The 16,234-nt window shown below is 43.2% G+C and carries 13 protein-coding genes and 1 pseudogene; 2 read left to right on the top strand and 12 right to left on the bottom strand.

Annotation, left to right across the window (positions count from 1 at the left end; all coding sequences use genetic code 11):
• Positions 1–2 precede the first annotated feature (2 nt).
• Positions 3–233, bottom strand: a complete 231-nt coding sequence (locus tag DXB15_RS15585; RefSeq protein ID WP_177957387.1) for a hypothetical protein — start codon at positions 231–233, stop codon at positions 3–5.
• Between the two features lie 392 nt (positions 234–625).
• Here DXB15_RS15585 and DXB15_RS15580 point away from each other — a divergent pair, with 392 nt between their 5' ends.
• The gene (locus tag DXB15_RS15580) at positions 626–2,008 is read left to right on the top strand and encodes an NCS2 family permease (protein WP_118703446.1); all 1,383 of its coding nucleotides are present in this window, start codon (positions 626–628) and stop codon (positions 2,006–2,008) included.
• Positions 2,009–2,358: 350 nt separating this feature from the next.
• Here DXB15_RS15580 and DXB15_RS15575 read toward each other — a convergent pair whose 3' ends face one another.
• From DXB15_RS15575 to DXB15_RS15540, 8 genes are all read right to left on the bottom strand, one after another.
• Complete coding sequence (locus tag DXB15_RS15575) at positions 2,359–3,108, bottom strand: MBL fold metallo-hydrolase (RefSeq protein ID WP_118703445.1); 750 nt, start codon at positions 3,106–3,108, stop codon at positions 2,359–2,361.
• A gap of 77 nt (positions 3,109–3,185) precedes the next feature.
• Positions 3,186–4,187: a lipoate--protein ligase gene (locus tag DXB15_RS15570; protein ID WP_118703444.1), complete on the bottom strand. Its 1,002-nt coding sequence runs from the start codon at positions 4,185–4,187 to the stop codon at positions 3,186–3,188.
• A 278-nt stretch (positions 4,188–4,465) separates the two neighbouring features.
• Positions 4,466–5,776 (bottom strand): acetyl-CoA hydrolase/transferase family protein, encoded by a 1,311-nt coding sequence (locus DXB15_RS15565; RefSeq protein ID WP_118703443.1) that lies wholly within the window; start codon positions 5,774–5,776, stop codon positions 4,466–4,468.
• Positions 5,777–5,878: 102 nt separating this feature from the next.
• Positions 5,879–6,991 carry a 4-hydroxybutyrate dehydrogenase gene (locus tag DXB15_RS15560; protein WP_109214377.1) on the bottom strand — a complete coding sequence of 371 codons (1,113 nt, stop codon included), beginning with the start codon at positions 6,989–6,991 and terminating at the stop codon, positions 5,879–5,881.
• A 21-nt stretch (positions 6,992–7,012) separates the two neighbouring features.
• Positions 7,013–8,752: a dihydrolipoyl dehydrogenase gene (gene lpdA, locus DXB15_RS15555; RefSeq protein WP_109214378.1), complete on the bottom strand. Its 1,740-nt coding sequence runs from the start codon at positions 8,750–8,752 to the stop codon at positions 7,013–7,015.
• Between the two features lie 9 nt (positions 8,753–8,761).
• Positions 8,762–10,102, bottom strand: coding sequence for a dihydrolipoamide acetyltransferase family protein (locus DXB15_RS15550; protein WP_118703442.1), 1,341 nt, complete (start codon positions 10,100–10,102; stop codon positions 8,762–8,764).
• 24 nt (positions 10,103–10,126) lie between these two features.
• Positions 10,127–11,101, bottom strand: coding sequence for an alpha-ketoacid dehydrogenase subunit beta (locus DXB15_RS15545; protein ID WP_109214380.1), 975 nt, complete (start codon positions 11,099–11,101; stop codon positions 10,127–10,129).
• A 16-nt stretch (positions 11,102–11,117) separates the two neighbouring features.
• Positions 11,118–12,074, bottom strand: coding sequence for a thiamine pyrophosphate-dependent dehydrogenase E1 component subunit alpha (locus tag DXB15_RS15540; protein WP_270362690.1), 957 nt, complete (start codon positions 12,072–12,074; stop codon positions 11,118–11,120).
• Positions 12,075–12,432: 358 nt separating this feature from the next.
• On the opposite strand from DXB15_RS15540, the gene DXB15_RS15535 reads away from it, so the two are divergent.
• A complete protein-coding gene (locus DXB15_RS15535; protein ID WP_109214381.1) occupies positions 12,433–14,568 on the top strand; it encodes a sigma-54-dependent Fis family transcriptional regulator in 2,136 nt (711 codons plus the stop codon).
• Positions 14,569–14,732: 164 nt separating this feature from the next.
• On the opposite strand, the gene DXB15_RS15530 is transcribed toward DXB15_RS15535, so the two are convergent.
• The 3 genes and pseudogenes from DXB15_RS15530 to DXB15_RS15520 form a co-directional block, all read right to left on the bottom strand.
• A complete protein-coding gene (locus DXB15_RS15530) occupies positions 14,733–15,119 on the bottom strand; it encodes a hypothetical protein (RefSeq protein ID WP_118703441.1) in 387 nt (128 codons plus the stop codon).
• A gap of 21 nt (positions 15,120–15,140) precedes the next feature.
• Positions 15,141–15,584, bottom strand: a complete 444-nt coding sequence (locus tag DXB15_RS15525; RefSeq protein ID WP_118703440.1) for a MerR family transcriptional regulator — start codon at positions 15,582–15,584, stop codon at positions 15,141–15,143.
• Between the two features lie 260 nt (positions 15,585–15,844).
• A pseudogene (locus DXB15_RS15520) lies at positions 15,845–16,234 on the bottom strand (hypothetical protein); the annotation flags it as partial.

Raw genomic sequence — 16,234 nt, 5'->3', positions numbered from 1 at the left:
TATTATATCATCCGTATCAATACCATATATATCGCAGTTCCTGCTGCAATACTGATCAACGCCGGAAAATGACTTTTTGCTTTTTCCCACTGATCGATAAAAATAATGACAAAAAGTACTGTCATACAGAAGTCAATGCCCTCCATATCAAAAGGCAGCAGCTGACCTAAGACACCACCAAGCACAGCTCCTATCATCCAGTAACACCGACTGAACAGTGCCACGAAAAACATCAGTCCGCGCTTCGTTTCTCCCTGTTCTGTCAGGGAACAGTTTACCGCATACGTTTTCTTCCCCTTCTACGATTGTGTTTATTTTATAATATTTATCCATATAATGTCATAGGAATACTATGTATTTTTCTGGGGTTATTGGAAACGGACGTAAAATGTTTATTTTGTCTTGGCCGCTACCAATCGCTCCCTAAGAAAAAATAAACATTTTACTGGTTTTTGCATTAATCTATTCTCTCTGAAAGAATAACATTTTTCCATTTACGAAATATTTTTTGGTATTTGTATAAATGTTCGCATTATTTGGCGAAAAAAGCACTTTCTTTCTTCTTTAAAAGACGCTATAATGGTGTCGTTACTCATTTCATTTAACAAACTAAGGAGAGAAAGTTATGTTAGAAAAGTTTTTTAAGCTCAAAGAAAACGGCACGACAGTGAAAACTGAAATCATTGCCGGAATCACAAGCTTCATGACCATGGCATACATTCTGGCAGTCAATCCGAGTATCATGTCTGCTGCCGGCATGGATCACGGAGCAGTCTTTACTGCTACTGCACTGGCAGCACTGATCGGTACGCTGGCAATGGCACTTTTTGCCAATTACCCATTTGCTCTGGCACCTGGTATGGGATTGAATGCGTACTTTGCTTATACCGTAGTTATCGGTATGGGTTATAGCTGGCAGTTCGCTCTGGCAGCGGTATTTGCAGAGGGTATCATCTTCATTGTTCTGTCTCTGACAAACGTACGTGAAGCAATTTTCAATGCAATTCCACAGAACCTGAAATCCGCAGTCAGCGTTGGTATCGGTCTGTTCATCGCATTTATCGGTCTGCAGAACGCACACATTGTTATCGGCGGTTCCACACTGCTTCAGCTGTTCTCTGTAGACAAATACAATCAGGTGAACGGTGTGACAGCTACTTTTAATGATGTAGGAATCACAGTTCTGCTTGCGATCATCGGTATTATTATCACCGGTGCTCTGGTTATCAAAAATGTCAAAGGAAATATCCTTTGGGGAATCCTGATCACATGGGGACTTGGTCTGATCTGTCAGGCAGCAGGCATTTATGTTCCGAACCCGGATCTTGGTTTCTATAACCTGCTTCCGGATTTCAGCAACGGTCTGTCTATCCCGAGTATCGCACCGATCTTCTGTAAGATGGATTTCTCTGGTATATTATCATTGAACTTTGTAGTTATCCTGTTTGCATTCCTGTTCGTAGATATGTTTGATACCATCGGAACGCTGATCGGGGTATCTACAAAAGCAGGTATGCTTGACAAAGACGGCAAACTTCCACATATCAAAGGCGCATTACTTGCAGATGCCGTTGGTACTACAGCTGGTGCTGTTCTCGGTGTATCCACTACTACAACATTCGTAGAGAGTGCTTCCGGTGTATCCGAAGGTGGTAGAACAGGTCTGACATCTATTACTACAGCTGTACTGTTTGGTCTGGCTCTGCTGTTATCCCCGATCTTCCTTGCCATTCCGTCCTTCGCGACAGCTCCGGCACTGGTAATCGTAGGATTCTACATGCTGACAAACGTTACAAACATCAACTTCAATGATGTTATTGAGGCAATTCCATGTTATATCTGTATTCTGGCAATGCCATTCTTCTACAGCATTTCCGAAGGTATCTCCATGGGAGTTATCTCTTATGTTGTATTAAACCTTATCACAGGTAATGCAAAGAAAAAGAAGATCAGTATTCTTATGTATGTTCTGACGGTGCTGTTCATACTGAAATACATTTTCCTGTAAATTCAATTTATTATTTCTATAGTTAAATTAAGAAAAATCGTGGGGTTTTGTCTTCTCAGCTAATAATCGCTTTCGAAGAAAAAATCTCACGATTTTTCATTTATGCTATGAACAAAAGATACAGATTCTTTTATCTATGTCGCGGCAAAGATATGCGAATCCCCACATTCTAAAAACACGGCGATTCATCTCAGTCTGAGTTGAGACTCCCACTTCTGCAAGTGGTGAGTAGTAACAAGTATTTCTCAGTGGGAGTTCAATCTCCGACTGAGATAAATGCTCCGCGAGGATGTGCAGTGATTCTGAAAAGAAGATGTCAGCTTGCGCTGACCAGAATCACGCACCAAGTCTCACGTGCGTTCGACTTGAGCATCGATCCATGCCATATGTTCTGCAATTTCTACTTCTTCCCCGTATGTTCCAGTGAACCGTTCCACTGCCTGCATTCCAATCATCCAGTAATGGCAGGTGTCATCTTCCTGGGCCGGCAGATGATACAAAACGATCCGGTCTGCATCCAGTGCGTGAATACACTCCATTCCGCTCTCACTGCCAAGCTGATACAGATTCACAAAGGCAATATCGATATGATATGCATAACGATGAAATGCTGTCGCATCTTCCACACTAAGGACACCGTCTCCGGACACAAAAAATGCTTCGTTTCCCATTTTGACCAAAAATGTCTCATGTGGATCGTTTTTCCACGGTTCTCCACCGTCATGAATGGTCCGTCTGGTGATGATCTCTGCATTTTTAATGTGTATGCGACACATGTCCTCCCCAAGGTCATGAACCTCTGCATGGGAGGCTTCCCAGTCCGGTGCATATACGGTAAGCTGCCGTCCACGCTCTGCCATCTGACTGCAATATGCCGCCGTCAGCTGTTCCTGATAATGATCCGGATGCCGATGGGTAAAAAGCAATCCGTCTACTTGCTGCAACATTCCACGGCATTGCTTCAAATCCGCCATCCACGCCTCCGGCATGGCAGACATTCCGACTTTACTTCCATCATAAATGCCATCGATCAGAATACCGGTGCCGTTCCGGTAAAAGAACAGACCGGCATTTCCGATATGAAAAATAGCTGTTTCCATCTCATTCTCCCTACTGATGATTCTGCCAGACTTAACTTGCAGGTCTACTCAAGATAAACTGACATATTCTAATAAAATTACTCTGTCAGCAGGCAAATAAAGGCATCTTTATCCAGATGACTGTAGCAGGCTTCCAGGTCAAAATCTTTCAGGCGCTCTGCCAGTGCCTCCGGCTGCAGCGGACATCCCTTTAAGGTCTCCTGCAGTTCTTCGGTATCTCCATTTCCAAAATAATCACCAAAACTCCGATAGTCGGTAATGCAGCCGTGTTCTACATTCATACTGATCTCAATCTGTCCACAGCCTTCGATTCTGCGCTTTTTCTGTACAGAGAACTCCGGTGATGCGCCGTAATTCCATTCCCAGGTATTGTAACGTTCTTCCTGAATCTGCTGAATGCGTTTTAATTCTTCTTCACTCAGATGATGGATTTCCACGTCTTCGCCCTGAACCATGTACTGTTTTAAAATATTTTTAAAGGTCTCCATGTCCATATCCGCCGGTGCGTACGGTTTGATATTCGTCACACGGCTTTTGACTGATTTAAAGCCTTTGGATTCGTATTTGTCACTGGAAACCTGCAGCGCTTTTGATACCACAGACAGATCCGAATCAAACATCAGTGTTCCATGGTGCATGATTCTTCTATGCTTGATATACTGGGAATTGCCGGAAAATTTCTTTCCGTCGATGGTGATATCATTTCTTCCACTGACTTCTGCCTTTACTCCGATCTGCTCCAATGTGTTAACTACTGGTGTACAAAATGCATGCAGATTTAATGTTTCCATATCTCCGGTATCCGCGATAAAGGTAAAATTCACATTTCCCATGTCATGATAAACTGCCCCGCCCCCGGACAGTCTGCGTACTACCGTGATGCCATGCTCTCTGACATATGTCTGATTGATTTCCTGCGCTGTATTCTGGTGTTTGCCCACGACAATGGTATTATGATTCTGCCATAACCAGAAATACTCTCTGTCATTCGGCATTTCGTCAAATACATACTGCTCCAGCGCCAGATTAAATCTCGGATCATTTGAGTTACTCTCGATAAAAACTACTTTTTTTCCCATGTCTTCTCCTTTTGTCTTTCATGTACGCTCTTTTATTGCCATTTTTTAATAGGAAATTATCCGTCTTCACTCGGGCTTATTTTATCATACATTCCATATATGTTCGATAGTTTTTTCGTAAATTTCCAAATTGCAAAAGTTCTCCTATCAGATTCTCAATACTGCAAAAGGAACCATCGCTGCCGATGGTTCCTTTTGGATAGAGGGTTAGATAAGGGTTTTGAATATACTCATCTGTTATCAGAGAGGGATGGCGTCCTTTTCTGAAACTTATATATTCAATCTTCCAGTTTGCAGCGAAATCTGTTTTCATACTCCTGTTTCAGACTTTCTCTGAACGCAGGCGCTGCGATATGAATCAACTGGCGTGCACGCTCTTTTAACGTACAACCATGCAATTTTGCTATTCCATATTCTGTTACGACATAATCCACATCACATCTGGATGTCGTAACTGCTGCTCCTTCGGCAAGCAGCGGTACGATTTTGGAAATGGTTCCTTTTGCAGCAGTGGCAGGCATTGCCATAATCGTTCTGCCGCCTTTTGACATATTGGCTCCACGTACAAAATCAACCTGACCACCGACACCGGAGATCTGTTTTAAGCCTACAGACTCGGAACAGACCTGTCCCATCAGATCCACTTCCACACAGGAATTGATAGATACCACATTGTCATTCTGGCAGATGACTCTCGGATCATTTACAATATCCACCGGTTTCATCTGAACCATCGGATTATTATCTACAAAATCATATAATTTCTTTGTTCCCATCAGGAACGTTGCCACGCACTGACCTTTGTCAATCTGTTTGCATTTGTTGGTAATAACACCCGCATTGATCAGATCAACTACACCATCGGAAAACATTTCCGAATGGATACCAAGATTTTTTTTATTTTTTAAAAACATCAAAACCGCATCTGGAATCGCTCCGATTCCAAGCTGCAGACAATCGCCGTCTTTTACCAGAGATGCTATATGCTCTCCAATCTTTTTCTGCACTTCACCGATCTTTGGAGGCTGAAGTTCGATCAGATTGGTATCCATTGGTACAATATAATCCAGTTCGGATACATGGACAAAATTGTCTCCCATAGCTCTTGGCATTTTTTCATTCACCTGTGCAATTCGAATCGCGGCACACTCAGCCGCCGCCTTTGTATAATCACAGGATACGCCAAGGGAACAGTAACCGTGTTCATCCGGGGCACTTACCTGAAGCAGCGCCACATCCACATGCATATCATTCCGAAGCAGATCCGGTACTTCAGAGAAGAAAACCGGCGTAAAATCTGCGCGTCCTTCCTCTACTGCCTGTCTTGTAGATCCTCCGACAAACAATGCATTATGTCGAAAATGTTTTTCCATCTCCGGTGCACAGTAACCGGCTTTTCCCATGGCAACCATATGTACCACTTCTATCTCTTTCCAGTCATATTTTTCAGCTGCTTCTGTCATTGCATCTGTGAGAACGACCGGTTCTGCGCAGGCATGCGCTACAACGACACGATCTCCGGAATGGATGTGGGATACTGCTTCTTTTGCCGTACAGATTTTTTGTTTATATACTTCTTTCCAGTTCATAAAAACTCCCCATTTCTTGCAGAACCCATTACTACTGATTTTTCTTATAAACCTGGCAAACGAAACACTTGATTTCGTCCGCCGGGTTTGTTCCTGTTTTTATCAGTAAAGCTCTCGATATATTTTGATCAGTCTGTCTCTGTCTAACGGCACGAAGTTATTTGCCAGCAGACGCTGCTGATTTTCCAGTACAGAATCTGCAAATTCTTCAATCTCAGACTCCTTCATGCCATACTCATGTAATGTTTTTTTCTGGATGATCACATTTAACAGTTTCTCCAGCTCCTCATAGACATCTTTCTCATCGCATCCAAGAATATGTGCAATAAATTTATTCAGAACTGCGATCTCCCCATCGGTTTTCAGTTCCATATAATTTTTCATAACTCCGGTAAACATCGCATAATTGGATTCTCCATGTGCCACATGATAAGTAGCACCCAACGGATAGCTCATTGCATGAACGGCTGCACAACCTGCATTTGCAAAGGCAATGCCCGCATAGTTAGAAGCCATCAGAAACTGGCTGAGCAGCGCAATCCGTGCCTCTTTTCCTTTTTCTGCAATTTCTTTATAACCATTTAAGATCATGCTGATCGCCTGATAGCCAAGCAGCCTTGTTGTCTCATTTCCCTTCGGGGAAAGGCTGGACTCAATGGCATGGATCAGTGCATCAATAGAACTTGTTGCAAATACACCAAACGGAAGTCCTTCCAACAACTCTGGAATGAGTACGGCGGTATCGGCATACATCTGATCCACTGCCAGACCTTTTTTGGTTCCTCTGCTGTTTAACGCAAGGATGGAAATGTTGGTCACTTCGGAACCCGTTCCACAAGTGGTCGGAATCAAAATCAGTTCTTTATTTTTTACCGGTGGGATTTTGCCGTCATACAGATCCAGAACCGGGGAAACTGTCCGTAACGCAAACAGCTTAGAAATATCAATAACGGTTCCGCCACCGATGGCAATGACACGTTTATGTTCCCCTTTGATATCCTTATACATCGCTTCTACCATGTCATCGGATGGCTCCCCTGCACCGTATTTTTCCTGAAAGATCACATCACATTCCAGATTCATCTGTCCGAAATACGGATTGTAAATATACTCATTTGTGATAACCAGATCACCTTTGCCCGGTTTGAATTCATCTACAAATTCCTTTACAGTATCATATTTAAAAATGGTTGGTTTTAACATTAATTCCTGCATTTGTTCTCCTTTCGCCGATGCTTAAAAGTTAATAGCCCGGCCATAGAAAGCTGCCATAAATGCCTCCGGCATTGCCTCAGAAACTGTCGGATGCGGATGGATGGCTCCGATCACTTCCTCAGCAGTTGCTTCCAGATTCATTGCTACAGAGATCTCTCCGATCATATCTGTCACATGTTTTCCGTACAGATGTACACCAAGAATCTCTCCCAGTTCTTTATCCAGGATCACTTTTACAATTCCGTCGGTGTCTCCCTCTACCAGAGATTTGCCGTTTGCCATCATCGGGAATTTGCCAACCTGAATGTCATAGCCTTTTTCTTTTGCCTGTTTCTCTGTCAGACCGATGCAGGCAATTTCCGGATCAAGATAGATACAGGATGGGATTCTGCCGTAATCCATTTCATGATCAGCTTCACCACAAATGTCTGCCACTGCAACAAAACCTTCGTGGGATGCGGTATGTGCCAGCATAACTTTTCCATTGACATCACCGATGGCATAGATATTCGGAATATTTGTATGCATATGACCGTCTGTCTTGATTGCTTTTTTCTCAAATTCGATGCCGATGCCCTCTGTATTCAGCCCGTCGGTATTTGCCACACGTCCGACCGCCATCAGTACCACTTCTGCCTCTACAGCTTTCTGTTCTCCGTTGTATTCATAAATCACGCTGTTATCTTTTACTTTCTGTACTTTTGCACCGTTGCAGAATACCACACCGTTTTTCTCCATACGTTTTTTCGCCATATCGGATACTTCTTCATCTACCATTGGCAGGATGTGATCCATCAGCTCCAGAACGGTTACTTTGGAACCAAGGTGTGAAAATACATGTGCAAACTCAATTCCGATTACACCACCGCCGATGATTGCGATGGACTCCGGAAGCTTATCTATATTTAATGCTTCGCGGCTTGTGATTACATTTGTATTGCCTTCCAGCGGAATAAACGGCGGCATAAATGTGTTGGAACCGGTAGCAATAATGAAGTAATCAGATGTATAAGTTTTTCCTTCTACTTCGATGGTATGTGTATCCACAAAGGAAGCATGACCGTTGATGATCGATACTTTATTCGCGCGTAACAATCCCTGTACGCCGGTTGTCAACGTCGTTACTACACCGTTTTTGCGATCCTGCAGCTTCTTCATATCTACTTTTAATGCAGATTGATCTACTCCGAAAATTGCAAATTTCTCTGCTTCTTTCATCTCGGTATACAGATTTGCGGTACGAACCAATGTCTTTGTCGGGATACATCCCTCATTCAGACATACACCGCCGAAATGTTTTGCTTCCACAATGGCTGTTTTCTTGCCGGACTGAGCAGATTTGATTGCTGTCTCATAACCGCCAGGGCCAGCACCGATCACGATCACTTCGTAATCGTATGTTCCGGAAGCTGCTGTCGGAGCCGGTGTCGGTTCTGCTGCTTTTGCAGGTGCTTCTTCCTGTACCGGAGCCGGTACATCCACCTCTGCGCCTGCTGCCGCCAGTGCTGCGTCCGCATCCTCGCCCGGATCGCCGACAACGGCGATCGGGGTGAATACGTCAGCAGTTTCACCTTCTGCAAGGACAATTTTTAATACGGTTCCATCTGCGGTAGCTTCTACCGGCATCGTTGTTTTATCTGTATTGATTTCAAAAAGGACTTCACCTTTTTTGATGCTTTCGCCTTCTTTTCTGTGCCATTTTACCAACTCGCCTTCATCCATATTGAAACCGAGTTTTGGCATAATGATTACTTCTGCCATGACGCCCTCCTACAGTAAGATTTTTAACGGATTTTCCAGCAGTTCTTTCATATACTCTACAAACTGAGAAGCTAACAGTCCATCGATCAGTCTGTGGTCAACAGAAAGCTGGATGTTCATCATCGGACGGATCACAATCTTATCCTCACCATCTTCTTCGATGACAACTGGTGTCTTACGAACAGAGCTGATGGAAAGAATTGCTGCCTCTGGCGGATTAATGATCGCAGTAAAGTTGCCGATACCGAACATTCCAAGGTTGGAAATTGAGAACGTTCCGCCTGAATACTCCTCCGGTTTCAGATGGCCTTCTTTTGCACGGTCAACCAGATCTCTGTTTTCTTCTGAAATGGCTGTCAGAGTCTTCTCCTGTACATTTTTGATCACAGGAACGATCAGACCATTATCACCAGCGACTGCCACACCGATATTGGTACTCTTATATGTCACGATATTGCCATCTACCAGAGAAGAATTAATTCCCGGGAATTTCTGTAATGCTTTGCTTGCTGCATAAACAAGGATGTCAGATACTGTAATTTTTCTGTCAGATACTTCGTTCATCTGTTTACGGAAAGCAGTCATATTTGTTGTATCTACAGCGTCTGTAAAATACAGATGTGGTGCGGTAAATTTGCTCTCAGCAAGTTTATCACCGATAATCTTACGTACTCCCTTGTAAGGAACAGAAGAAAGAATCTTCTTGTCCGGATTTTCTGCAGGTGCTGCCGCCGGAGCTGCACTTGCTGCTTTCTCCACATCGGCTTTCATGATCTTGCCATTGATGCCGGTTCCTGCTACGGTAGCGAGATCCACACCACTCTTTTCTGCCAGTTTTCTTGCAAGTGGTGATGCTTTGATATCTTTCGCTGTGATGCCGCCTCGGAAACCTGTTCCTTTGATATCTTTTAAGGATGCAGGATCAATCCCCTCATCTTTTACCAGTTTCTTTGCCTTCGGTGTCAGCTTCAGATCTTTGACATCCACTGCCAGAGCTGCTTCTGCGGCTGTTGCAACAGGTGCCGCGTTTTCTTCCTCAGCAGGTGTTGCCGGAGCGCTTCCACCTTCTGCACCCTCACCATAAGCTGCCAGTGCTGCGTCTGCATCTTCTCCTGCTGCACCAACAACTGCGATCGGAGTAAATACATCTGCATATTCGTTTTCTCCGAGCATTGTTTTTAATAACACACCGTCACCGGTTGCTTCTACCGGCATCGTTGTCTTATCCGTATTTATCTCAAAAAGCACTTCGCCTTTTTTTACTTCTTCGCCGACTGCTTTGCACCAGCGTACAAGCTGTCCCTCGTCCATATTAAATCCGAGTTTCGGCATACAGATTACTTCTGCCATTTTTATGTCCTCCCATTTTTATACTTATAACATCTCTTTGATTGCTGCGTAGATTTTCTTGTCATCCGGAATCAGCGGGAACTCCAGAGCCGGGCTGAATGGAAGCGGAACATCTGCCGTACCGAGACGTTTCACCGGTGCCTCCAGATCATAGAACACTTCCGGCATAATTCTGGTTGCAATCTCGCCGCTGATACCAAAGCTCTCATGTCCTTCATCTACGATGAGCAGTTTTCCTGTTTTCTTCACAGATTTGATGATTGTATCTGTATCAAGAGGTACAATAGTTCTCAGATCGATATGATCAACAGAAATGCCTTCTTTCTGTAATTTTTTAATTGCTTTCTCTGCTTTTACAGTCATGATAGAGTTTGTTACAACTGTAATATCATCACCCTCGGATACCATTCTTGCCTGTCCGAATGGGATGGTATAATCTTCATCTTCCGGAACATCAAATTTGGTTGTGTAAAGCATTTTATGCTCGAAAAATACAACCGGGTTGTTGTCGCGGATTGCTGTTTTCAATAAACCTTTTGCCTCTGCTGCTGTGGACGGAACAACAACTTTCATACCCGGACAGTGAGCAACCCATGCATGGAAAGACTGGGAATGCTGTGCTGCGGAAGAACGTCCACCACCGATCGGCATACGGATAACCATCGGAACGCTTACCTGTCCACCGGACATATAAGTGATTTTTGCCATCTGGTTACAGATCTGATCCATACAAACCATCATGAAATCACCGAACATCAACTCAATAACCGGGCGAAGTCCACGTAAGGCAGCTCCAACGCCCATGCCGACAAATCCCTGCTCAGAGATCGGTGTATCTTTACATCTTAAGTCTCCGTACTTGTCCATCAGACCTTCGGTACATTTGAAGTTTCCACCGAGGAATCCAACATCCTCACCCATATTAAATACAGTGTCATCTCTTGCCATTTCTTCATCTAATGCTTCCCGAACGGCATCTCTATACATCATATTTTTCATTTTTCTGTTCCTCCTCTTAATCTACAAATACGTCGGTATAGGCTTCTGCCATATCCGGATATGGACTTTCTTCTGCAAATTTACATGCTTCCTGAATCTCTTTTTCTACCATCTCTTTAATCTCAGCAATTTCTTCGTCTGTCAGAAGTTTCTTATCCTCAAGGATCTTCAGTGGTTCTTTTGCTTTCCACTCTTCTACTTCTTCCTCCGGACGATACAGACCAGGATCACCTACGTGATGTCCCTGCCAACGGTAAGTCATACACTCAATAATGGTTGGTCCGCCGCCTTTTCTTGCTTTTTCTACTGCTTTCTGTGCTTCTTCATATACTTTAAATACGTCATTTCCATCAATTGTGATACCTTCGATACCGTATCCTGCGGCACGTTTTGCAATATGATACTCTTTTGTTACACGACGGATATCTACGGAAATACCATACAGGTTATTTTCTACCACATACACGATTGGGAGATCCCAGGCTGCTGCCATGTTGATGCTCTCATGGAATGTTCCTTCATTGGAAGCGGAATCACCGAAGAAACATACGGTAACTTCATCTGTTCCCATGTATTTGGATGCATATGCGGAACCAGTTGCGATTGGAATCTCTCCGCCTACGATACCGTTTGCACCAAGAATACCTTTGTCCATTGCCATGATATGCATGGATCCACCTTTACCTTTGGAGTATCCGGTTGCTTTTCCGAGGATTTCTGCCATCATCTTGTTCAGATCTGCCCCTCTGGAAACCAGATGTCCGTGTCCACGATGTGTACTTCCGATAAAGTCACGTTCCTCTAATGCGCCACATACGCCGGCTGCTACTGCCTCTTCCCCAAGATACAGATGTGCCAGTCCCGGCATCAGACCTCTTTTATAAAACTCAAATACTTCTTCCTCAAATCTTCTGGTCCGATACATAATTGTGTAAAACTCTTTTGCTTTCTGTTTTTGTTCCTGCTTTGTCACGTCAAACCTTCCTCCCTTTCAACAATTTGATTGTGATTTTCTTGTTACTCTATATTCAGCAAAACTTGTGCCAATTTTTTCTGATTATTTCCTGCTTTTCTATCATTTTATCCGATTTTTATGTGACATTTTGGCGCATGTGTGCTATTATCTTGTGTGACACATATTTGTATGGCACACTTCTGGGTGGCACACTTTTGTGCAGCACTCCTTTAAGCGACACACTTTTCGTATTGCAGTTTGTTGTCACACTTTTATATGATATTCTTGATGCTACATTTTCTGTACAGCAGATGTGTACACATAACACTACTTATAACTAAATGTAAATGGGATATTTTACAGGGGAGGAGATTTTATGATTTCAGATACTTATCTGTCTGCCTTAAAGCAGGCACGCAAAGATTTTATGGAAGGAACCGGTCATCCGGAAATGATCATTCGGGAAGAAGTGCTGGATTCCTGGCGGCGTTCCCGGGCATTTCATATCAATGCACAGGATGCCCGCTGCAACATTTTGACACAGGAGCAATTACAGGAAGCCATTGCAGAAAATCAGGTCCTTTACGATATCGCATCTTCCTTCATTGATTATCTGTACCAGATCGTAAAAGGCTCCGGATTTATGATCATGTTTGCAGATCAAAACGGGCATGTTCTGAAACTTGTAGGAGATGCAGACATTGTAGAAACGGCTAAAAATCAGGATATTCCATTGACAGAAGGCAGCTGTCGTCTGGAATCGGTGCTTGGCACAAATGCCATCGGCACACCATTGTTTTCCGGTAAACCAATCCAGCTGTTTGCTTATGAGCACTATTTTGAGCTGAGTTCTAACTGGACCTGTTCCGGTGCTCCGATTCTGCTCAAAGACCAAATTCTCGGTGTCATCTGCATCAGCGGTTCCTGGGAACGGGCACATCCCCACACCCTTGGCATGATAATGTCTGCTGCCGAAGCAATTTCCCGTCAGCTTTATCTGACCGAAGCAAACGAACATCTGATTGCTATGCGAAATCAGCTTCAGACCAGTATTGATTCCATTCACAGCGGTATTGTTCTGCTGGATGCAGATTATAACATTTCATATGTAAATGCGATCACACTGCGTACTCTGAATTTTGCGAAAGAGGACATGTTAAATCATTCCTACCGGGAGATTTTTCCAAATCTGGAACTTGAAAAATTAAAAGAAAATACCTACGATTTTGAAACAACCGTCTGCGGAAAACAGGAAGCCTTTAAATGCTATATCAGCATTAAATTTGTGGCACCAACCAACTACAGCAACAAAGAAAGTTTTCTGATTTCTTTCCGGAAAACAGAATATATCCAGCAGCTAGCTAACAAAGTTATGGGTTCGGACGCTCATTATACTTTTCAGAACATTATCGGCGAATGTCCTGCACTACAGCGTTTAAAAGGTCTTGCCTTAAAGGTTGCTCAGGGAAATACCAGTGTTCTGATCACCGGGGAAAGTGGAACCGGAAAAGAATTGTTCGCCCAGTCCATCCACAATAACAGTCCACATTCAAACGGTCCTTTCGTTGCCATCAACTGTGGTGCGATTCCGAAAGATCTGATTGAAAGTGAGCTGTTCGGCTACGATTCCGGCGCTTTTACCGGGGCAAAAAAAGAAGGTCGCGCCGGTAAATTTGAGCTGGCAAACGGTGGCACAATCTTTCTGGATGAAATTGGTGATATGCCTTACGAAGTACAGGTGCGGCTGCTGCGTGTCCTTCAGGAAAAATCTGTCACACGTATCGGCGGTAAGAAATCCATTCCATTAAATGTGCGCGTCATTGCAGCGACCAATGTCAATCTGGAAGAAGCGATTGAAAATCACGTATTCCGAAGCGATCTGTATTATCGGCTGAATGTTTTTAGTCTGCATATTCCTCCGCTTCGCGAACGTGGTAATGACATTTTTCTGCTGACAGATCACTTTCTACAGAAGTATCAGAATCCGAAAAGTGAACCGATCACAAAAATTTCAGAAGAAGTTCGAACAATCTTTGCAGCATATACCTGGCCGGGCAATATCCGGGAACTGGAAAATGTAATTGAACGCTGCTGTATTCTGACCTCTAACGGAACACTGACAAAAGAAGCCCTTCCTTCCAATATGCAGCATGTCCTAGAAAACCAAAATCAGATACAGTCAGAAAATGACATGAAAACAACGGCAGCCAGTTCTGCATCACCTGTTGTTTCCGGCAATTTGCCACTAACAGACATCCCTGCTGAAAATATGTCATCGGTTCAGGATACTTTTGTATCCCCGACAGAATCCGTGATGAACACGGATCACATCACTTCAGCTATTACCGCTGAAGAATCGGAGAAATTACTGATTATCGAACATCTGAAACAATCCGGTGGAAATGTAAAAAAAGCATCCGACAGCCTTGGTATAAGCCGCCGCACGCTTTATCGTAAACTTGAAAAATATGAAATTGATCCGGCAGAAATCCGATATCTGACTCACCGATAGGATAACAAAAGCGGAACAAACATTCATTATATCACCGAAAAATGATGTAAAAGAGAGCAGAAAAACTTACCTCTGCAGCTGACGGTCGTCTTGCCGGGAAAAGTTTCCTCTGCTCTCTTTATTTACGTTATTTTTTATCAGAAAGTCTTTCTTCTCTGTTTACCTCAACGTCTGATATAGATCTGAAGCTGCGAAAAGTCTACTTTTTCCGTATCCGTTATTCCCTGAAATGTCGTATCCAGTAAACACTCATCGATCAGATTTCCCTCTGTCTTTATATCATGTTGTTTCGCCCATTCCAGCAATTCGTCTACTGCCTTTCGTTTATATGGCATGTCGAACCGATTCATACACAAATACTCTCCTGCTGGAAGTGTCTTGATATTTTCACTATACTGCGCTATATCAATTTCTGCGTTCTCCGGCAGATAAATAAATCCACCTGCTTCTTCCAGCCAGTCCTCATTTTCCAGATTTTTTTCCGGGAAAAATGCTCCCCATCCAAGATCATCTGAAAAATCCTGCTTTCCAAGTTCTTTTCTGATATTCATAAACGTCTGATACAGTTTACTTCATGTCATGAATGTTGTCCCCCATGGCATCATAAACAGCATTCTTTTGGGGAAATATTTGATCATTGGAATCGATACTGTATATAACTCCAGTCCTGCCCGCTCTAATGCATAAATCCGGTTGTTGATTTTTTCCACTTTACGGTTCATGCTTTCAATATCTGTCAGCATCTTCTCCCGCGATGCCTTCAATCCCTTCTTGATATTATCCAGACTTTTCTTTTTAATATTCGCCTTGATAACTTCCAGCGGAACATTATTATTCTTCAAAAAAAGAATTTCCCGCAATTCCATGATCTGACTTGTCGAATATTTCCGGTATCCATTCGTGTCAATAAATTCCGGTTTAAACAAATCAATGGAGTCATAATAAATCAAAGTCTGGCGCGACACCCCAACCGTATCTGCCAATTCTTTCACTCCCAACCATTGCCTGTCTTCCATTTAAGTACCTCCTCTTATGTTGAAAAGTTTATTTGACTTTTACCCCCCCCCAAGACCATGGACTGAAAATCGCGCATTGTATTTTCCCATGTAATCATTATAACCGTTTTTTCCTCATATTTGAATTTTTTTTCGAAGTACAAAAAAAGCCGAAAATTCCCGGAATTACTCCGGGAATTTCGTGTTCCGTCATATACGGATATTTTTATGTATCTGCCATCTGATCATACAGTAAAGCGGACATTCGCAATCCGCTTTCGCTACTTGCTCATGAACGCAGTCGCTTTGCGACCTGCGTTCAGATTACAGCGTTTCCTGTAATCTTCCTGCAAATTGCACACTGCGCGGTAGACTTTTTTATCCTGTTGCAATTTTGTTACGTCTATAATCGGAATATATTGACCAATAAGCTGATCGGCCTTTACTTCCCTAGAAGGTTTTAAGAGAATTGAGGTATATAAATAGCTTGCATCCAGAATCTTTCCCTCCGCATCAGAAGCTGCAAGAACATACATCTGCAATGCGAAAAATTTACCATTGATTCCACGAAAGACACGTGGTGCTTTTGCACCAAGCCGGTGAAGTATGTTATTCATTTTTATATCCATTCCTTTCGCGCTGCTCAAGGCACAAAACGTCATGAAAAAAAC

The organism is Roseburia sp. OM02-15 (assembly GCF_003481835.1).
In the GTDB taxonomy this organism is placed as follows: Bacteria; Bacillota; Clostridia; order Lachnospirales; family Lachnospiraceae; genus Eubacterium_I; species Eubacterium_I ramulus_A.
This window is presented reverse-complemented; position numbering and strand designations above follow the sequence as displayed.